This window comes from Enterobacter sp. N5-15, from assembly GCF_057221635.1.
In genome coordinates, this window is record NZ_CM170150.1 from 1,677,125 (window position 1) to 1,696,141 (window position 19,017).

22 protein-coding genes are annotated in these 19,017 nt (G+C 60.7%); 21 read left to right on the forward strand and 1 reads right to left on the reverse strand.

The features are described 5' to 3' along the window. Nucleotides 1–9: 9 nt before the first annotated feature. Genes AC2TE5_RS07810 through cobT form a run of 19 tightly spaced genes read left to right on the forward strand, consistent with a single transcriptional unit; the run spans nucleotide 10 to nucleotide 14,767 of the window. Nucleotides 10–642 carry a cobalt-precorrin-8 methylmutase gene (locus tag AC2TE5_RS07810; RefSeq protein WP_213328331.1) on the forward strand — a complete coding sequence of 211 codons (633 nt, stop codon included), beginning with the start codon at nucleotides 10–12 and terminating at the stop codon, nucleotides 640–642. Continuing rightward, entirely contained in the window at nucleotides 639–1,778 is a 1,140-nt protein-coding gene (cbiD, locus tag AC2TE5_RS07815) for a cobalt-precorrin-5B (C(1))-methyltransferase CbiD (RefSeq protein ID WP_484612966.1), read from the forward strand. Before AC2TE5_RS07810 ends, cbiD begins: the two co-directional genes overlap by 4 nt. Further along, nucleotides 1,772–2,377 (forward strand): cobalt-precorrin-7 (C(5))-methyltransferase, encoded by a 606-nt coding sequence (locus tag AC2TE5_RS07820; RefSeq protein WP_484612967.1) that lies wholly within the window; start codon nucleotides 1,772–1,774, stop codon nucleotides 2,375–2,377. Before cbiD ends, AC2TE5_RS07820 begins: the two co-directional genes overlap by 7 nt. After that, the gene (locus AC2TE5_RS07825; protein WP_213328328.1) at nucleotides 2,367–2,936 is read left to right on the forward strand and encodes a decarboxylating cobalt-precorrin-6B (C(15))-methyltransferase; all 570 of its coding nucleotides are present in this window, start codon (nucleotides 2,367–2,369) and stop codon (nucleotides 2,934–2,936) included. Before AC2TE5_RS07820 ends, AC2TE5_RS07825 begins: the two co-directional genes overlap by 11 nt. After that, nucleotides 2,929–3,702: a cobalt-precorrin-4 methyltransferase gene (locus AC2TE5_RS07830; RefSeq protein ID WP_484612968.1), complete on the forward strand. Its 774-nt coding sequence runs from the start codon at nucleotides 2,929–2,931 to the stop codon at nucleotides 3,700–3,702. The genes AC2TE5_RS07825 and AC2TE5_RS07830 overlap by 8 nt, the downstream gene beginning before the upstream one ends. Beyond that, a complete protein-coding gene (gene cbiG, locus AC2TE5_RS07835; protein ID WP_484612969.1) occupies nucleotides 3,683–4,738 on the forward strand; it encodes a cobalt-precorrin 5A hydrolase in 1,056 nt (351 codons plus the stop codon). Before AC2TE5_RS07830 ends, cbiG begins: the two co-directional genes overlap by 20 nt. Beyond that, nucleotides 4,738–5,463, forward strand: coding sequence for a precorrin-3B C(17)-methyltransferase (locus tag AC2TE5_RS07840; RefSeq protein WP_193940066.1), 726 nt, complete (start codon nucleotides 4,738–4,740; stop codon nucleotides 5,461–5,463). Before cbiG ends, AC2TE5_RS07840 begins: the two co-directional genes overlap by 1 nt. Further along, complete coding sequence (locus AC2TE5_RS07845) at nucleotides 5,460–6,245, forward strand: cobalt-precorrin-6A reductase (protein ID WP_484612970.1); 786 nt, start codon at nucleotides 5,460–5,462, stop codon at nucleotides 6,243–6,245. Before AC2TE5_RS07840 ends, AC2TE5_RS07845 begins: the two co-directional genes overlap by 4 nt. A 10-nt stretch (nucleotides 6,246–6,255) precedes the next feature. Then, complete coding sequence (cbiK, locus tag AC2TE5_RS07850; protein WP_213328323.1) at nucleotides 6,256–7,050, forward strand: sirohydrochlorin cobaltochelatase; 795 nt, start codon at nucleotides 6,256–6,258, stop codon at nucleotides 7,048–7,050. Further along, complete coding sequence (locus AC2TE5_RS07855) at nucleotides 7,047–7,760, forward strand: cobalt-factor II C(20)-methyltransferase (RefSeq protein ID WP_213328322.1); 714 nt, start codon at nucleotides 7,047–7,049, stop codon at nucleotides 7,758–7,760. The genes cbiK and AC2TE5_RS07855 overlap by 4 nt, the downstream gene beginning before the upstream one ends. Beyond that, nucleotides 7,757–8,494, forward strand: coding sequence for a cobalt ECF transporter S component CbiM (gene cbiM / locus AC2TE5_RS07860; RefSeq protein WP_159513820.1), 738 nt, complete (start codon nucleotides 7,757–7,759; stop codon nucleotides 8,492–8,494). The genes AC2TE5_RS07855 and cbiM overlap by 4 nt, the downstream gene beginning before the upstream one ends. A gap of 1 nt (nucleotide 8,495) precedes the next feature. Then, nucleotides 8,496–8,777 carry an energy-coupling factor ABC transporter substrate-binding protein gene (locus AC2TE5_RS07865; protein WP_024908226.1) on the forward strand — a complete coding sequence of 94 codons (282 nt, stop codon included), beginning with the start codon at nucleotides 8,496–8,498 and terminating at the stop codon, nucleotides 8,775–8,777. Next, entirely contained in the window at nucleotides 8,764–9,441 is a 678-nt protein-coding gene (locus AC2TE5_RS07870) for an energy-coupling factor ABC transporter transmembrane protein (protein WP_484613319.1), read from the forward strand. The genes AC2TE5_RS07865 and AC2TE5_RS07870 overlap by 14 nt, the downstream gene beginning before the upstream one ends. 11 nt (nucleotides 9,442–9,452) lie before the next feature. After that, nucleotides 9,453–10,271: an energy-coupling factor ABC transporter ATP-binding protein gene (locus AC2TE5_RS07875; protein ID WP_121425809.1), complete on the forward strand. Its 819-nt coding sequence runs from the start codon at nucleotides 9,453–9,455 to the stop codon at nucleotides 10,269–10,271. Then, nucleotides 10,268–11,791, forward strand: coding sequence for a cobyric acid synthase (locus AC2TE5_RS07880; protein WP_484612971.1), 1,524 nt, complete (start codon nucleotides 10,268–10,270; stop codon nucleotides 11,789–11,791). Before AC2TE5_RS07875 ends, AC2TE5_RS07880 begins: the two co-directional genes overlap by 4 nt. After that, complete coding sequence (gene cobU, locus AC2TE5_RS07885) at nucleotides 11,788–12,339, forward strand: bifunctional adenosylcobinamide kinase/adenosylcobinamide-phosphate guanylyltransferase (RefSeq protein WP_484612972.1); 552 nt, start codon at nucleotides 11,788–11,790, stop codon at nucleotides 12,337–12,339. Before AC2TE5_RS07880 ends, cobU begins: the two co-directional genes overlap by 4 nt. Next, nucleotides 12,330–13,088, forward strand: coding sequence for an adenosylcobinamide-GDP ribazoletransferase (gene cobS / locus AC2TE5_RS07890; RefSeq protein ID WP_484612973.1), 759 nt, complete (start codon nucleotides 12,330–12,332; stop codon nucleotides 13,086–13,088). Before cobU ends, cobS begins: the two co-directional genes overlap by 10 nt. Before the next feature lie 3 nt (nucleotides 13,089–13,091). After that, nucleotides 13,092–13,700 (forward strand): alpha-ribazole phosphatase, encoded by a 609-nt coding sequence (cobC, locus tag AC2TE5_RS07895; RefSeq protein ID WP_484612974.1) that lies wholly within the window; start codon nucleotides 13,092–13,094, stop codon nucleotides 13,698–13,700. An 11-nt stretch (nucleotides 13,701–13,711) separates the two neighbouring features. Continuing rightward, nucleotides 13,712–14,767 (forward strand): nicotinate-nucleotide--dimethylbenzimidazole phosphoribosyltransferase, encoded by a 1,056-nt coding sequence (cobT, locus tag AC2TE5_RS07900; RefSeq protein ID WP_252031637.1) that lies wholly within the window; start codon nucleotides 13,712–13,714, stop codon nucleotides 14,765–14,767. 39 nt (nucleotides 14,768–14,806) lie between these two features. Here cobT and AC2TE5_RS07905 read toward each other — a convergent pair whose 3' ends face one another. Beyond that, nucleotides 14,807–15,664: a helix-turn-helix domain-containing protein gene (locus tag AC2TE5_RS07905; RefSeq protein ID WP_484612975.1), complete on the reverse strand. Its 858-nt coding sequence runs from the start codon at nucleotides 15,662–15,664 to the stop codon at nucleotides 14,807–14,809. A 228-nt stretch (nucleotides 15,665–15,892) separates the two neighbouring features. Between AC2TE5_RS07905 and AC2TE5_RS07910 the strand changes: the two genes are divergently transcribed. Then, entirely contained in the window at nucleotides 15,893–17,731 is a 1,839-nt protein-coding gene (locus AC2TE5_RS07910; protein WP_484612976.1) for a DUF2264 domain-containing protein, read from the forward strand. Then, nucleotides 17,728–19,008: an oligosaccharide MFS transporter gene (locus AC2TE5_RS07915; RefSeq protein ID WP_484612977.1), complete on the forward strand. Its 1,281-nt coding sequence runs from the start codon at nucleotides 17,728–17,730 to the stop codon at nucleotides 19,006–19,008. Before AC2TE5_RS07910 ends, AC2TE5_RS07915 begins: the two co-directional genes overlap by 4 nt. Nucleotides 19,009–19,017: the final 9 nt, after the last annotated feature.

The following is a 19,017-nucleotide window of genomic DNA, read 5'->3' on the forward strand; positions in this document are numbered from 1 at the left end:
CAAAAGACAATGCAATACATCCAGCAACCCCAGGCGATTGAAGCCAAAAGTTTCGACATCATTGGCGAAATCATTCGCGAAACGCGGCCAGCATACCGGTTCGCCAGCCCGCTGCACGAGGCGATCGTCAAACGGGTGATCCATACCACCGCAGATTTCGACTGGCTGGATATTCTCTGGTTTTCAGATGACGCGCTGGAGCAGCTTTGCGCGGCGCTCCGTCGCCCGTCCGTTATCTACACCGATACCACGATGGCGCTCTCCGGGATCAACAAAACGCTGCTGGCCACGTTCGGGGGCGAGTGTCGCTGCTATATCAGCGACCCGCGGGTAGTGGCGCAGGCAAAAGCCCAGGGAATCACCCGCTCGATGGCGGCCGTTGATATCGCGGTGACGGAAGAGAGCGAGAAGATCTTTGTCTTTGGCAACGCGCCCACGGCGCTGTTTCGCCTGCTTGAGCATGACGTTGCCGTCAGCGGCGTGGTGGGCGTTCCGGTGGGGTTTGTGGGGGCGGCGGAATCGAAAGAGGCGCTGACGCACAGCCATCTGCCCGCGATTGCGGCACTCGGGCGCAAAGGCGGCAGCAATGTGGCGGCGGCGATTGTGAACGCCATGCTCTACTACCTGCAGGGGGCGCGATGAGCGAGTCCACCTTCGATGCCCCGGTATGGCATAACGGGAAGGCATTACGTAAAGGCTACACCACCGGTTCCTGCGCGACCGCGGCGGCGAAAGTCGCCGCGCTGATGGTGCTGCGCCAGCACCTCATTCATCAGGTCTCCATTGTGACCCCCTCCGGCGTCACGCTGTGTCTGAACGTGGAATCGCCGCACATCGAAGGGCAGCAGGCGATGGCGGCCATCCGCAAAGACGGCGGTGATGACGTCGACGCCACCCACGGCATGCTGATTTTCGCCCGCGTGACGCTCAACGACAGCGGCGAGATTACGCTGGCGGGCGGCGAGGGCGTGGGGACCGTGACGCGCAAAGGCATTGGCCTGCCCATCGGCAGCGCGGCGATCAACCGCACGCCGCGTCACACCATTGAGTCCGCCGTGCGCGAGGCGATTGGCCCGACGCGCGGGGCCGACGTTGAAATCTTCGCGCCTGAAGGTGAAGAGCGGGCGCAGAAAACCTACAACTCACGCCTCGGCATCCTGGGCGGTATTTCAATCATCGGCACCACCGGGATTGTCACGCCGATGTCAGAGGAGAGCTGGAAACGCTCGCTTTCTCTGGAGCTGGAGATTAAACGCGCGGCCGGGCTGGAGCGGGTCGTGCTGGTGCCGGGCAATCATGGCGAACGCTTTGTGCGCGAGCAGATGGGCATCGATGAAGATGTCGTGGTCACCATGAGCAACTTTGTTGGCTACATGATCGAAGAGGCGGTGCGGCTGGGGTTTCGCCAGATAGTGCTGGTCGGCCATCCCGGCAAGCTCATCAAAATTGCCGCCGGGATTTTCCACACCCACAGCCATATCGCCGATGCGCGTATGGAAACGCTGGTGGCGCATCTGGCGCTGCTCGGCGCGCCGTTGGAATTACTCACCGTCGTCAGCGAGTGCGATACCACCGAAGCGGCGATGGAGCACATCGAAATCTACGGTTTTCAGGCGCTTTATAGCCACCTTGCCGAACGGATCTGCCTGCGCGTAATGCAGATGCTGCGCTTTACCAAAAATCCGCCGACCTGCGACGCCATTCTGTTTTCCTTTGATAACCAGGTGCTGGGCAGCAACCGCCCGGTCGAGGCGATTGCCCGGGAGCTGCAATGTTAACGGTCGTGGGAATGGGGCCTGCGGGATTGCGCCTGATGACGCCCGCTGCGCGTGAAGCCATCGATCGCGCCGATGCGCTGGTCGGCGGAAAACGCCATCTGCTGCAGTTCCCGGGGTTTTGCGGCGAGACGTTTGTCCTGGGCGCCAACGTTCCGGCGCTGCTGGCCTGGGTTGAGGCGCGTCAGGAGAACAAGGTGGTGATTGTGGCCTCCGGCGATCCGCTCTTTTACGGCATCGGATCGCGGATGGTGGCGCATTTCGGTATTGCGCGCGTGCGCATTATTCCCGGCATCAGCGCGGTGCAGTACCTGTGCGCGCAGGCGGGTATTGATATGAATGAGATGTGGCTCACCAGCAGCCATGGCCGCAGCGTTAATGTGGACGAGCTGGCGCGGCATCGCAAAGTGGCGATGGTCACCGACAGCCGGTGCGGGCCGAAAGAGATTGCCGCGCAGCTGGCGGCACGCGGTAAGGGCCATCGCTGGATGGTGATTGGTGAAAACCTGGCGATGGAAAACGAACGGATCCACTGGCTGCCCGTCAGCGAGGTCAGTGCCGACTATGAGATGAATGCGGTGGTGATCCTCGATGAAAGATGAACTGTTTCTGCGCGGCGAAACGGTGCCGATGACCAAAGAGGCGGTACGCGCGCTGGCCCTCACGAAGCTCGAGCTGCACCGCGCCAGCCACCTGATTGACGTCGGCGCGGGGACCGGGAGCGTGTCGATAGAGGCGGCGCTGCTGTTTCCCTCGCTGCGGGTGACGGCCATTGAGCGTAACCCTGCGGCTCTGCAGCTGCTTGCGGAAAATCGCCAGCATTTTGCCTGTCGCAATATCGCTATTTTGCCCGGCGTCGCGCCGTTGCCGGTGGCGGATAAGGCCGATGCGGTATTCATGGGCGGCAGCGGCGGCCATCTGACCTCGCTTATTGACTGGTCCCTGCGCCAGCTACATCCGGGCGGACGTCTGGTGATGACGTTTATCCTGCAGGAAAACCTCCATACCGCGCTGGCCCATCTGCAGCAGGTCGGCGTCCAGGGCATTGATTGCCTGCAAATGCAGGTCTCCGCGCTGACCCCGCTCGGCAGCGGCCACTATTTCAAACCGAATAATCCCGTTTTTGTTATCGCCTGTCAGAAGGAAGAACACCATGTCTGAGACGTTTGATTCCCGTTGCGTGTGGTTTGTCGGAGCAGGTCCCGGCGACCGTGAGCTCATCACGCTCAAGGGCTACCGGCTGCTGCAGCAGGCGCAGGTGGTTATCTATGCCGGTTCGCTGATCAATACCGAACTGCTGGCGTATTGCCCGCAGGGGGCCGAATGCCACGACAGCGCGGAACTCCATTTAGAACAGATAATTGACCTGATGGCGGCGGGCGTGAAGGCCGGAAAAACGGTGGTACGTTTGCAGACCGGGGATGTCTCGCTCTACGGCTCCGTCCGCGAGCAGGGCGAAGAGTTGAACAAACGCGGCATCGCCTGGCAGGTGGTGCCCGGCGTCAGCGCCTTCCTCGGCGCCGCGGCGGAGCTTGGGGTGGAATACACCGTGCCTGAAGTCTCACAGAGCCTGATTATTACCCGCCTCGAAGGCCGCACGCCGGTGCCGGAGCGTGAACAGCTGGAGTCATTTGCCCGCCATCAGACCTCTATGGCGATTTATCTCTCGGTCCAGCGTATTCACCGGGTGGCGGAACGCCTGATTGAAGGCGGTTATCCGGCCACCACGCCCGTTGCCGTCATTTATAAAGCGACCTGGCCGGAAAGCCACACCGTACGCGGCACGCTGGCGGATATCGCCGACAAAGTCCGCGAGGCGGGGATCCGCAAAACGGCGCTCATTCTGGTCGGGAAGTTCCTGGGCGAGGAGTATCACTACTCGAAACTCTATGCCGCGGATTTTAGCCATGAATACCGTAAAGCCTGAGTCCATCGCGCTGTTTTGCCTGACGCCGGGCGGCGTGCGGCTGGCGAAGCGCCTGGCGGCGATGCTGCCGGTCACCTGCTTTACCAGCGAGCGCCTGCAGGAAGAGGGCTTTGTCTCCTTCGACGGGGGCTTTGCCGCGGCGGTTCGCGAGGCGTTCACGCACTATTCGGCGCTGGTTTTTATCGGCGCCACCGGCATTGCGGTGCGCGTCCTGGCACCGCTCATCCACGACAAGCTGAGCGACCCGGCGGTGGTGGTGATCGACGAGCGCGGGCAGCACGTGATTAGCCTCCTTTCCGGCCATGCTGGCGGAGCGAATGCGCTGACCCGCTATCTGGCGGGAATGCTGGGGGCGGACCCGGTGATTACCACCGCCACGGACGTCAACGAGATGGCCGCGCTGGATACCCTTGCCTTCCAGCTGAGTGCCCGAATGAGCGATTTCCGAACGTCGGTAAAAATCGTCAACCAGATGCTGGTGAGCCACCAGCGGGTAGGGCTGTGGTGGGATGCGGAACTCGACGACGACGTCAGCCGGTGCGATCGGCGCGGGTTTATCACCGTAAGCGACCTGCATCACCTGCCGGAACTGGATGCGGTGGTGTGTATCACGCTGCGCAACGCGCTGCCGGAACTGCCGTTGCCGCACTGGAAGCTGGTCCCTCTGCGGGTCGTGGCGGGCATCGGCTGTCGACGCGACACGCCGTTTCCGCTGCTGGCGACGCTGCTGGCGCGTCAGCTTGAGGCGCAGCAGTTCGATCCGCTGGCGCTGAAAGCGATTGGCAGCGTTTCCCTTAAAAAAGACGAGGCGGGCCTGCTTCAGCTTGCCGCCTGCTGGGGCGTGCCGTTTGAAACCTTTACCGCTGACGCGCTGCGTGAGCACGAACATCGCTTTCCGGCTTCACCGTTTGTACGCCAGACGGTTGGGGTGGGGAGCGTCTCGGGACCGGCAGCGTGGCTGCTGAGCCATGGGCAGCTACGAGGAGAAACCCTGCGCGAACAGGGCGTCACTATCACTTTGGGAGTTTCACACTGATGTTAACCGTAATTGGAATCGGCCCTGGCTCGCAGGCCATGATGACCATGGAAGCCGTAGACGCGCTGCAGGCGGCAGAAATCATCGTTGGCTACAAAACCTACACCCATCTGGTGAAGGCCTTCACCGGCGACAAACAGGTGATCAAAACCGGCATGTGCAAAGAGATTGAACGCTGTCAGGCGGCGATCGAGCTGGCGCAGGCCGGGCATAACGTCGCGCTTATCAGCAGCGGCGACGCCGGTATTTATGGGATGGCGGGGCTGGTGCTGGAGCTGGTCAGCAGGCAGAAGCTGGACGTTGAGGTTCGCCTGATCCCCGGGATGACGGCCAGTATCGCCGCTGCGTCTCTGCTTGGCGCGCCGCTGATGCACGATTTTTGCCACATCAGCCTGAGCGATCTGCTGACGCCGTGGCCGGTCATCGAAAAACGCATTGTCGCCGCAGGAGAGGCGGACTTTGTCATCTGCTTCTATAACCCGCGCAGCCGGGGTCGCGAGGGCCATCTGGCGCGGGCGTTTGAGCTGCTGTCCGCCAGCAAAAGCCCGCAAACGCCGGTAGGGGTAGTGAAGTCTGCCGGGCGTAAAAAGCAGGAGAAGTGGCTGACCACGCTGGGCGACATGGACTTTGAGCCGGTCGATATGACAAGCCTGGTGATCGTCGGAAATAAGGCCACCTATGTGCAGGAGGGGCTGATGATCACGCCCCGGGGCTATGTGCTGTGAACTATGGCGACGTGCTGGTCATGGGCGGCACCAGCGACGCCCGCGCGATCTGCCAGCAGCTGGATGCGGCGGGCGTGGCCTACACCCTGTCGGTGGCGACGCCCACCGGGCAGCGGCTGGCGGGCGACATTAACGGCCGGGTGCGCTGTGGCCGCCTGGAGCCGCAGCAGATGGTTGACTGGCTTGCGGAAAACAGGACCCGCTGGGTGATTGACGCATCGCATCCCTACGCCGAGGTGGTCAGCCGCAACATCGTGACGGCCTGTGAAGCGGTGGGCGTGCTGCTTAGCCGCTATCAGCGCCCCGAACAGCTCAGCGAGCTGACGCATCCGCTGCTCTACAGCGTGCCGGGAATTGACGAGGCCTGCGACATCGCGCGGCGGCTGGGCGAACGCGTGCTGTTGACCACCGGCAGTAAAGATCTGGCGCGCTGGCGCGCAGGGCTGCCGGAGAAAACGCTGCTGGCTCGGGTGCTGCCGGTGCCGGAGGTCGTTGAGCAATGCGCCGGGCTTGGCTTTGGCGTTACCGAGATCTTCGCTATGTGCGGGCCCTTCAGCGCTGAGTTTAACGCGGCTTTTTATCGCCAGTGCCGGGCTGACGTGATGATCACCAAAGCGTCCGGTGCGGAAGGCGGCTATCGGGAAAAGGTTCAACCCTGTCTGGATGCGGGCATCCCCTGCATCGTGATTACACGCCCGGCGCCGCTGGTGACGGGAGACGAGTTACTGGAAAGTCAGGCCGCATTCGCCGGGCGTTTAGCCCGCTGGCTGGCCGCTGCTTAAGGAGTTAGAGATGAAAAAGGCGCTTCTGGTGGTCAGCTTTGGTACCAGCTACCACGATACCTGCGAGAAAAACATTGTGGCCTGCGAACGTGCGCTGGCGGAAAGCTGCCCTGACCGCGAGCCGTTTCGGGCATTCACCTCCGGGATGATTATTCGCAAGCTCAAACAGCGTGACGGCATTGAGATCGATACGCCGCTGCAGGCGCTGAAAAAGCTTGCGGCTCAGGGATATCAGGACGTGGCGATCCAGTCCCTGCACATCATCAACGGCGATGAGTACGAGAAAATCGTCCGGGAAGTGCAGAGCCTGCGCCCGCTGTTTACCCGCCTGACGCTGGGGGTACCGCTGCTGAGCAGCCACGACGATTACGCGCGGCTGATGCGCGCGTTGCAACAGCAGATGCCGACGCTTGGGGCCACGGAAAAAGTGGTGTTTATGGGCCACGGCGCCAGCCATCACGCCTTTGCGGCCTATGCCTGTCTCGACCACATGATGATGGCCCAGGGCTTCCCGGCCCGCGTCGGCGCGGTGGAGAGCTATCCGGAAGTCGACATCCTGATTGAGAGCCTCGGTAGAGAAGGCGTTACCGCCGTGCATCTGATGCCGCTGATGCTGGTGGCGGGCGATCACGCCATTAACGATATGGCCTCTGACGACGAGGACTCCTGGAAGACGTTGTTTAACGCCGCCGGGATCCCGGCAACGCCGTGGCTGAGCGGGCTGGGAGAAAACCCGGCGGTGCGCGCGATGTTCGTTGCCCATCTCCAGCAGGCGCTGAGCGTGGCGATGGAGGAGGCAGCATGAGCGGCAAACTGTACGCCCTGAGTACCGGGCCGGGCGCGCCGGACCTCATCACCGTGCGCGCCTCACGGATCCTCGGTTCGCTGGATATTCTCTACGCCCCGGCGGGACGAAAAGGGGGCGACAGTCTGGCGCTTTCTATCGTTCGTGAATATGTCGGCGAGCAGACCGAAATCCGCTGCTGCCACTTTCCCATGAGCGCCGACAGCGCCGAAAAGGAGGCGGTGTGGGATGCGGTGGCCGACGCGTTAGTGAGGGAGGTGAACGACGGAAAACAGGTTGGCTTTATCACCCTGGGCGACGCCATGCTGTTCAGCACCTGGGTGTTCTTACTTCAGCGCATCGGCAGCCCGGACTGGCTGGAAATTGTGCCCGGCGTGACGTCGTTTGCCGCGATTGCCGCGCGGTCCAAAACGCCGCTGGCGATGGAACAGCAGTCGCTGGCGGTGATCGCCTGTACCGCGCCGGAAGCGGAAATTGCGCAGGCGCTGCAGCAGCACGACAGCCTGGTGCTGATGAAGGTCTATGGCCGGTTTGCGCGTATCAAAGCGCTGCTGAGGCAGGCCGGGCTGCTGAACTGCGCGCTGATGATGTCAGAGGCCACGCTCCCCGGCGAGCAGTGCTGGCGGCATCTGGATGAGGTAGCTGATGACCAGCCGTTACCCTATTTCTCGACCATTCTGGTCAACAAACAGTGGGAGTATGCCCAATGAAACTCGAACAACAGCTTAAACAGCTGTCACTCAGCGGCCTGGCGGCGGCGCTATTGCTGATGGTGGTGCCGGAGCAGGCGTTCGCGATGCACATCATGGAAGGATTTTTACCGCCGATGTGGGCGCTGGCGTGGTGGCTGATCTTCTTACCGTGCCTGTGGTACGGGCTGGTACGCCTGCGCCGTATCGTGCAGGAGGATAGCCACCAGAAAGTTCTGCTGGCGCTGTGCGGGGCGTTTATTTTCGTGCTGTCGGCGCTGAAGATCCCCTCGGTGACCGGCAGCTGCTCGCACCCGACCGGCGTGGGGCTCGCCGTGATTCTGTTCGGGCCGGGCGTCGTCGCCATTCTCGGCGCCATCGTGCTGCTGTTTCAGGCGCTGCTGCTGGCGCACGGTGGGTTAACCACCCTTGGCGCGAACGGCATGTCGATGGCGGTGATTGGGCCGGTTGTCGGGTACATGGTGTGGAAAATGGCCTGCCGCGCCGGGCTCCGTCGTGATGTAGGGGTATTTTTGTGCGCGATGCTGGCGGATCTGGTGACCTATTTTGTCACCTCGGTCCAGCTTGGCGCGGCGTTCCCGGACCCGGCGACGGGTGCCGCGGGCTCGATGGTGAAATTCATGGGCATTTTCTGCCTGACGCAGATCCCCATCGCCATCGCAGAGGGGTTGTTAACCGTCATGATTTATGACCAGTTGACCAAACGTCAGCTGATTACCGCACAAGGACACTGAGATGAAAAAGACGCTGATGCTGTTGGCGATGGTGCTTGCCCTGATCGTACTGCCGTTTTTTATCGATCACGGGGGGGAATTCGGCGGCTCGGATGGCGAAGCCGAAAACCAGATTCAGGTTGTGGCGCCTCATTACACGCCGTGGTTCACGCCGCTCTATGAGCCCGCCAGCGGCGAAATTGAAAGCCTGCTGTTTACGCTTCAGGGGTCCATTGGCGCAGCGGTGATTTTCTATATTTTGGGCTACACCAAAGGCAGACAGCGCCGTGATGACCGGGCTTGACAGGCTTAGCTACCAGAGCCGCTGGGCTCACGTTGCGCCGGAACGCAAGTTTCTGCTCTGGCTGGCGCTGATGATGCTGGCGTTTGCGCTACCGCCGCTGGGGCAGGGGATCGTCCTGGCGTTGACGGCGGGACTGACCTGCTGGCTGCTGCGGATGACCTTCTGGCGCTGGTGCCGCTGGATGGCGCTGCCGTTTGGTTTTCTGCTGGTCGGCGTGCTGACGATCCTCTTTAGCGTCACCCGTGACCCGTACACGCTGGTGGCAGGCGTCCCGGTGGGGCACTACTGGCTGGGGATAACCGCTTCCGGGCTGACCGTCGCCAATGAAACCTTCTGGCGCAGCCTTGCCGCGCTGGCGGCGACCTTCTGGCTGGTGCTGAACCTGCCGTTTCCGCAGCTGATAGTGCTGCTTAAGCGGGCGCGCGTGCCGCGCCTGCTTACCGAGCAGATCCTGCTGACCTGGCGCTTTATTTTTATTCTGTTAGACGAAGCGCTGGCGATTCACCGCGCGCAGACGCTGCGTTTTGGCTATCGTAGCCTGCCAAAAGGCTATCGCTCGCTGGCGATGCTGGTCGGTTTGCTGTTCACCCGGGTGCTGATCCGCTATCAGCAGATGGCGACCACGCTGGATATTAAACTCTACCAGGGTGATTTTCCCCTGTAAGGAATCGCACCATGCTTACCACCGCCGATCTCTGGTTTCGCTATCAGGAGGCGCAGGTACTCAAAGGGCTGACGCTGGATTTTTCGACCCATCCGGTCACCGGGCTGGTCGGGGCTAACGGCTGCGGAAAGTCGACGTTATTTATGAACCTGAGCGGCCTGCTGAGGCCGCAGCAGGGTGCGGTGCTGTGGCAGGGGAAGCCGCTGGACTACAGCAAGCGCGGACTGCTGGCGCTCCGCCAGCAGGTCGCAACGGTGTTTCAGGATCCCGATCAGCAGATCTTTTATACCGATATTGATAGCGACATCGCCTTCAGCCTGCGCAACCTGGGCGTGGCGGAACCGGAGATTGCGCGGCGCGTGGACGATGCGCTGACGCTGGTCGACGCGCAGCGTTTTCGCCAGCAGCCGATCCAGTGCCTGAGCCACGGGCAAAAGAAGCGGGTCGCCATTGCCGGGGCGCTGGTGCTGGGGGCCCGCTATCTTCTGCTGGACGAGCCCACGGCTGGGCTTGATCCTTCAGGGCGCACGCAGATGATCGAGATTATCAGGCGTATTGTGGCGCAGGGGAACCACGTGGTGATCTCCAGTCATGATATTGACCTGATTTACGAAGTCAGCGATGCCGTCTACGTGCTGCGCCAGGGAGAAGTGCTGGCGCACGGCGCGCCGGGTGAGGTTTTCGCCCGCGGCGAACTGATTGAACGGGCCGGATTAACGCAGCCCTGGCTCGTCAAACTGCACGCGCAGCTTGGCCTGCCGTTATGTAAAACCGAAGATGAATTTTTCAGCCGTATGCGACAAAAAAACGTAATGAAGGAGGCCTCATGACGCAGGCAATTATGTTGCAGGGCACCGCTTCTGACGTGGGCAAGAGCGTCCTGGTGGCGGGGCTGTGCCGGATTTTCTATCAGGATGGCCTGCGTACCGCACCGTTTAAGTCGCAGAATATGGCGCTCAACTCCGGTATCACGCCGGAGGGAAAAGAGATGGGCCGCGCGCAGATATTTCAGGCTGAGGCGGCGGGGATTACGCCGGACGTACGAATGAATCCGGTGCTGTTAAAACCGACCAGCGACCGTAAAGCGCAGGTGGTGCTGATGGGGCAGGTGGCAACCGATATGGACGCGGTCAGCTACCACGAGTATAAACCGCGCCTGCGGGAGCAGATCCGCGACGTCTATAACAGCCTGGCCGGGGAGTATGACGTGCTGGTGCTGGAAGGGGCGGGCAGCCCGGCGGAGATTAACCTGCGCGATCGCGATATCGTCAACATGGGAATGGCCGAAATGGCGCAGTGCCCGGTGATCCTCGTGGCGGACATTGACAGAGGCGGCGTCTTTGCCGCCATCTACGGCACGCTGGCGCTTTTGCACGATCGCGAGCGGGCGAGGGTGAAAGGGGTCATCATCAATAAATTTCGAGGCGATGTTGCGCTGCTTTACTCGGGTATTGAGCAGATAGAAAACCTGACCGGCGTGCCGGTGCTGGGCGTTATGCCGTGGCTGGAGGTGGATCTGGAAGACGAAGACGGCGTGGCGCTGCAAAAGGGAAAATACCTGCGAACCGCCCGGCGCGATATCGACATTGCCGTGGTGCAGGTACCGCATATCTCCAACTTCACCGATTTTAACGCGCTGGCGGCGCAGCCCGATGTACGCGTGCGCTATGTCCGCTATCCCCAGGAGCTGGCGGGGGCTGACCTCGTGATTCTACCCGGCAGTAAAAATACGCTGGGCGATCTGGCCTGGCTGCGGGAAAGCGGCATGGCGCACGCGGTGCTGCAGTCCCACCAGCAGAACGTGCCCGTCATGGGCATTTGCGGCGGCTACCAGATGCTTGGCGACACCATCATTGATGAGGTGGAGTCGGGGCTGGGAACCCAGCCGGGGCTGGGGCTGCTCCATACCGTGACCCGCTTCGCGCAGCGAAAAACCACGACGCAGGTCTCGGCGCAGATGGCGTCGGCGCTCCCGGCGTGGCTTAAGTCGGCGGCGGGCATTAAGGTGCAGGGCTATGAAATTCATATGGGAGAGACCCAACTGACATCCGACGATAGTCCGGCGCTGTTTCTCGAAAAAGAGGGCGAGCGCATAGCGGACGGCGCCATCAGCGCTGACGGGCAGGTGATAGGGACCTATCTCCACGGGCTATTCGATAACGATGCCTTCACGCGTGCGATGGTGGACGGCCTACGCCAGCGCAAAGGGCTGGCGCCCTTAGACGTTGCGGTAGATTACGCGGGCTATAAAGCGCAACAGTTTGATATCCTGGCGAGCGCGATGAGAGAACATATTGATATTAAAAAGATCTATCAAATAATGCGGGAGCATCAGGAGGAAGGCGCATGATTTTGGTTACCGGAGGCGCGCGCAGCGGGAAAAGTGCGCACGTCGAACAGCTGGCGGCGCAGCAGTGCGAGCGCGTGCTGTATATCGCGACGTCGGTGATTACCGATGAAGAGATGGCGCTGCGCGTTGACAGGCACCGCGCCCAGCGTCCTGCGCACTGGCGAACCTGGGAAGGGTACCGCGATCTGGGCGACGTGATTCGCCATCAGGTGCAGCCGGGCGAAGGCGTGGTTCTGGAATGCGTCACCACCCTGCTGTCGAACCTGCTCTATGACGCCAGCGGCGGCGCTTCGCCGGAAACCCTCGATTTTTCCGCGCTTGAGGCGGTGCTGCAACAGCAGGTGGACGACCTGATTGCGGCCTGCCAGCAGTCGGCGGCGCCGGTTTATATTGTGACCAATGAGCTAGGCATGAGCATCACGCCGGAGAATCGTCTGGCGCGTCATTTTGTTGATATTGCCGGGCGCGCGAACCAAAGGCTGGCGCGGGCGGCTCAGGAAGTGTGGCTGGTGGTCTCGGGAATTGGAGTGAAGATTAAATGCCGTTAAAAATGCTGTGGGCGACGCTGGGATTTATTACCCGCATTCCGGTGCCGCAAAAGTGGAGCGACGGCGTTGAATTTTCGCAGTATGGCCGTGGCGTCCCCTGGTTCCCCGTGGTGGGCCTGATCGTTGGCGTCCTGGCCGCCTTAGGCTATCTGGCGGTGAGCCAGACCGGCGGGGGCATCTATATCGGCGCGGTCGCCTGGGTACTGGCGCTGGTGCTGCTGACCGGCGGGTTTCATCTGGACGGACTGGCGGACACCTGCGATGGCGTTTTTTCTGCCCGCACCCGCGAACGGATGCTGGAGATTATGCGCGATAGCCGGCTGGGGACCTACGGCGGCCTGGCTATCGTATTCTGCATCCTTATCAAGGTCGCAGCGGTGATTTCCCTGGCTCACCTTCCGGTTAATACCCTGTTTGCGCTGCTGGTGTGTGCGCCGATCGTCGGGCGAACGGGAATGGTGTTGGTCATGTACCGGCAGCACTATGCGCGCGAAGGTGCAGGAATGGCAAACGCCTATCTCGGCCATATCAGCGGCAAAGAGACGGTCATCACCCTCTGCATCGGCGTGACGCTCGTGGGGCTGCTGGCGGGGATGCAGGGGCTGGTCGCCAGCATCATCACCTGGATTGTCGTCAACGCCGTAAAGACCTTTTTAAGCCGCCGACTGAACGGGCTGACGGGGGATACCCTGGGCGCGATGGAAGAGATCGGCGAAATGGTCTTCCTGCTGTCGCTTCTGTGGGTCTGATGTATGCGCATATTTCTGGTCCGGCACGGTCAAACAGCCGCTAACGTCAGCGGCGTATTTTACGGGAGCACCGATCTGTCGCTCTCGCCGCAGGGTATTGCGCAAAGCCAGCGTGTTGCCGGGTACCTGTCCGGCGTCGCGTTCGGGCACACGCGCGTCAGCGCGCTCCAGCGTTCGCAGCAAACGGCGCGGCTTATCGTGCCGACGGCCCATGATGTCCATGTTGATGCGCGACTTAACGAGCTGGATTTTGGCGAGTGGGAGATGCGGCACTTCAGCGATATCGAAAAAGAAAGTCCCGCGTCGTGGCAGCGCTGGATGGATGACTGGCAAAACGCCACGCCCGACGGCGGCGAGGCCTTCCCGCATTTCGCCGCGCGCGTCAGGGCGGCGGCGGATGAGATGAGTCAGCTTCAGCAGCGCGAAGACACGCTGATTGTGGCGCACCAGGGCGTGCTGAGCCTGCTGCTGGCAACCTGGTTAGGGATGCCCGTGGCGGCGATGTGGCATTTCCCGTTCCGTCACGATGCCTACACGGTCGTTGAAAATCGGGCCGGGTATTGGGTGTTACGGGTATTTAACGGCAGAAGCGTTTGGCAAACAGAAGAGTGAGGGTGATGAGGATGGGGACAGTGAAGGCGCTGGCGGCGGCCATCAGACCGCTTGATAAACAGAAGATTCAGGCGGCCTCGCGGCATGTCGATGGTTTAATAAAGCCGACAAACAGCCTCGGACGGCTGGAGAGTCTGGCAATACAGCTTTCGGGAATGTGGGGCATCGACAGGCTCGATAATCTGCAAAAAGAGATTATCGTCATGTGCGCCGACCACGGCGTGTTTGATGAAGGCGTGGCCGTGACGCCGAAAGTGGTGACCTGGCTTCAGGCCGTCAATATGCAAAAAGGGCTGACCGGGGTGTGCGTGCTGGCCCGCAATAGCCAGACGTCGGTACTGCCCGTTGACATCGGTATTGACGGCGAGCCTATCGACAATATGCTCAGCCTTAAACTCTCGCGCGGCAGCGGTAATATTGCTCAGGGTCCGGCGATGAGCCGTCAGGATGCCGAGCACCTGCTGCTGGCGAGTGCCAGCCTCGTTAAAAAACGCGCTCAGGAGGGGATCTCCATCTTTGGCGTTGGCGAGCTGGGTATTGCCAATACCACGCCGGCCTCGGCAATCATCAGCGTGCTGACCGACAGCGATCCGCATGATGTGGTGGGGATTGGGGCCAATTTGCCGCAGGACCGGGTGCAGCATAAGGAAACCATTGTCCGGCAGGCGATACGCATTAACCAGCCGGATGCGCGCGATGCGGTTGATGTTCTGGCCAAAGTCGGCGGCTATGACCTGGTGGGCATGACCGGGGTGATATTGGGCGCTGGCGCATGCGGGCTGCCCGTTGTGTTAGACGGTTTTCTCTCGTATGCCGCCGCCATCGCCGCCTGTCAGATTGCGCCAGAGGTTAAGAACTACTGTATTCCCTCTCATTTTTCCGCCGAAAAGGGGGCCCGGCGCGCGCTGGAGCACCTTGGGCTGGCGCCGTTTATCCATCTTGATATGCGTCTTGGCGAAGGGAGCGGCGCCGCGCTGGCAATGTCTATCGTCAGTGCGGCGTGCGCAATGTACTGCGAGATGGGGCAACTGGCGCAAAGCGGCATTGAGTTGCCGGTTCCGGCATGACGGAAAGCGTTCAGCTTTGGGCCAGTCATCAAACCCCCGTTAACCCGGCATTCTGGTGTTGAGGATACGACGTCGATACTGCAGCGGCGTCTGACGCATCATTTTTTTAAAGCAGGTGATGAAGTAGGTCACCTCGCTAAACCCGACGGCCAGGGCAATGGCGTCAATCGTCTCATCGCTGTACCGTAACCGATCGCAGCTGCTTTTTATCCGCCGGGTCAGCAAATATTCGTGAATGCTGCCCCCGGTCTGCTGGCGGAAGATGCGTGAGGTATAGCTGCGCGAAAGCCCCAGGTCGTGCGCTAGCTGGTCGAGCGAAAACTTGCTGGCATAGTGGGCTTCGATCCAGCTCATAATCCGCGAGGCGACGGTCTGCTGGCGCGGCGGGTAGGGCTGCGGCTGCTCGGGGAGAAATGTCATGAGCTGCATCACCAGAAACGCCACCTCGCAGGCCTCGGTCTGCTCGTTGCCCTCCAGGCGCTTAAACTGCTCAAGGATCCTCTCGATAAACGCCGCGTGCTCGCTGAGATCGTAGATTTGCGCGGGCAGATTGCTGGCGGCCAGCGCGGCGAACCGGGCCTGATGGCGCGGGAAGGCGCTGAGCGCACTTTCGACGACCGCTTGCTCAATGTGCATCGTGGTGCGGTGATAGGGATTCTTATCGCTATGATCGACCTGCACTTTGTGCAAGCGGAAGGGCGGGAAGATAAATAATCGCCCCGGACGGGCGGTGTAGTGCTGATTATCCACCACCACGATGCCGTAGCCGCTGGAGATATAGAGCAATTCAACGCATTGATGCCAGTGGTAGTAAGTTGCGCTGCTGGCGTACAGGCGGTTAAAAGAAATGGCCTGCCGATCGAGCGTAATGCGTTCCAGCAGCTGCGTTTCACCCATTTTACCTCCAGGACAACAGATTTAAATTTTTAGGCCATCATTTGTAATTTATCCCCCTCGCGACCGACAAAATCCACAAAAAATGAAATAGCGGTTCAAATTTGTGAGTCTGCTCACTCAGCGCCGGGAATAAAAGCAGTTACTCTTCATCCAGACGTCGCACTCATGGCTTTATAAAGCCTAATAACAATAACTTATCTCTACCCTCGTGTAATGCGGGAGGACCCTGTGCAACCTGAAAATATTCATCTGGATAATCCACTGACAAGCCGGGAAGAGGTGCAACGGCTGGTCAACGACATGCTGAACGCGGTGGCGCCCTGGTTTAAAAACGACGCCAGCCGCATTGATTTAGCGAACTTTACCGCTCACTACGGCCAGCAGGTCGCAAGCATGGAAACGTTTTCCCGCCTGCTGTGGGGCGTGACGCCGCTGCTGGCCGGCGGCAGCGAGCCGCAGCGCTTCTCCTTCTATTTACAGGCGATAAAAAACGGCACCAATCCGCAGCATGCCGACTACTGGGGCGACGTCGAACCGTACGATCAGCGAATCGTCGAGATGGCGGCCTACGGGCTGCTGCTGGCGCTGGCGGGCGATACCGTACTGGCGCACTTCACCGAGACGGAGAAAGCGAATTTATGGCGCTGGCTAAAGCAGTGCGAGACCCAGGAGATCCCCGATAACAACTGGCACTTCTTTCCGATTCTGGTGCAGGTCGGCTTCCATTATTGCGGTATGCCGACCAACCCGCAGGTGCTGGAAAATCATTTTGCTGCCATGGAGCACTACTATCTCGGCGATGGCTGGTACTCCGATGGTCCGGGGCGGCCGCGCGACTATTACATCTCGATGGGCTTTCATTTCTATGGCCTGATTTACGCGAAGCTCATGGTCGAGGTCGATCCAGAACGTTGTGCAACGCTGCGTTACCGCGCCGCGCGTTTCTCCTCTGACTTCATCCATTTCTTTGCCGAAGACGGCGCGGCGATCCCGTTTGGCCGTAGCCTGACCTACCGCTTTGCCGAGGCGGCGTTCTGGAGTGCGGCGGCCTTCGCCGGGCTGGAGGTCTTTTCGCCCGGCGTGATTAAGGGCATCGTTCTGCGCCATCTGCGCTGGTGGCTGAAGCAGCCGATGTTCGACCGCGACGGCGTGCTGAGCGTCGGCTACAGCTACCCGAATCTGGCGATGGCGGAAGACTACAACGCGCCGGGTTCGCCGTACTGGGGCCTGAAGACCCTGCTGGTGCTGGCATTAGAAGAGGGCGATGCCTTCTGGCAGGCGGCCGAGCTGCCGCTGCCGCCGCTGCCCGCCCGGCACACGATATCTCATGCGGATCAGGTGGTGGTGCATCAGGCCGATCACCTGTGGATGCTGACTTCCGGCCAGCTGGAGCTGAACAACTTCGTCAATACCGAAGCGAAATACTGCAAATTTGCCTATTCCACCCGCTTTGGCTTCACCATCGAACGCGGGCGCTACGGCCTGAACCATGCCGCGCCCGATTCGATGCTGCTGCTGGCCGAAAAGGATAACTACTGGCGTGGCCGCCGCGAATGCCAGCGCGTGGTCACCGCAGAGGGCACCATTTACAGCCTCTGGCTGCCGTGGCGCGACGTGGAGATTGAGAGCTGGCTGCTGGCGCTGGGCGACTGGCAGCTGCGCGTCCATCGTATCAATACCCGGCGCGCGCTGGACTGCGCGGAGGGTGGCTTTAGCCTGGCAAACCGCCCGCAGCCGCAGGCACACGAGAGCGACCGCGCCTGCTGGTTACGCAATGCCCGGGATGTATCAGCCATTTTCTGTCTACACCCGAACGCCCGACGCGGCGAGACGGTGTTGACGCCGCCAAACAGCAATCTGCTGTTCGCCGAGCGCGCGGCGGTGCCGCTGCTGCGCGGTGAACTCGACCCCGGCAAGCATCTGTTGATATGCGCGGTGTGGGCGGGAAATGCCGCCGACTTCGATCCGCAACGCTGCCCACAGGCCATCATTAGCGATGACGCGGTACGCTTCGTGACGGCACGACAGGAAACGACGCTCGTCCTGGCCCCGGAGGCATCGCTATGAACACATCATCGTCCGTACGCGCCGCACAGTACAAAATGAGTACCTTTATTTTTCTTTACTTCTTCACCTGGTCATCCAGCTTTGGTCTGTACGCCCTATGGCTGAGCCAGAAAGTGGGCCTCGATAGCATCACCATCGGCAGCGTGTTCGCCATCAACGGCGTCTTCGCGGTGGTCCTGAAGCCGGTGTACGGCTACATCATGGACAAAATCGGCATGAGCAAGTGGCTGCTCTATTTTGTCTGCGCCATTTCTGCGCTGATGGCGCCGTTCTTCGCTCTGGTGTATCAGCCGCTGCTGCAAAGCCATGCGATGGCGGGGATTATCATCGGCGCGCTGTATCTGAGCCTGGGCTGGTACGCCGGCGTGGCGGCGTCTGAATCTTACGCCGACCGCTTTAGCCGCCTGTACGGGCTGGAGTTTGGCCGCATCAGAATGTGGGGTTCGCTGGGCTGGGCGATGGCGGCTTCGGTCTCCGGGCTATTGTTTAACTTCACGCCGCTCGCCAACTTTCTGCTCAGCAGCGGTACCTCGGTACTGATGCTGCTGGTGCTGATCAGCCTCAAAATCGGCGACGAGCAGCTGCGCAACAACAGCGTCATCTCCGCCAATAAGATCGTTTTTGCCGACGTGCTGATGCTGCTGAAAAACCGCAAATTCTGGATGTTCAGCCTCTACGTTGCCGGGGTGGCGTGGATGATGTTTATCGCCGAGCAGCAGTTCCCGCGCTACTTCGTGTCGTTCTTCGCCACCAAAGAGCAGGGGAATGCCTGGTACGGCTACCTGAGCACCGTCCAGTCGGGGATGGAGTTCGTGATGATGATGTTTATCCCGTGGCTGGTGAACCACTACGGCGCTAAGCGCGGCCTGCTGTTCTGCGGCTGCGTGGTCGGCGCACGGCTGATCGCCTCCGGACTGACCAGCGACCCGATTGTTATCTCCATCATCAAACCCTTTTATGGCGTCGAGATCGCGCTGCTGCTGATTTCGGTCTTCAAATACATCGCCGAACATTTCCATCGTCGGGTTAACGCCACGATGTACCTGCTGGGCTACCAGGCGATGATTTACGTTGGCTCGATTGTGGTCGCCCCGCCTGCCGGCTACCTGTACGACAGGATAGGCTTTGAACATACCTATCTGCTGATGGGCTGCTGCGCCCTGGTATTTACGCTGATTTCCGCCTTTACGCTGTCGCGCTGCCAGTCGACGCGCGATGCCTCACGACCCTTTGCTCCGGCTTTAGATACCGCCCCGGTTGAACCGGCCAAACATTAATTCAGGAGT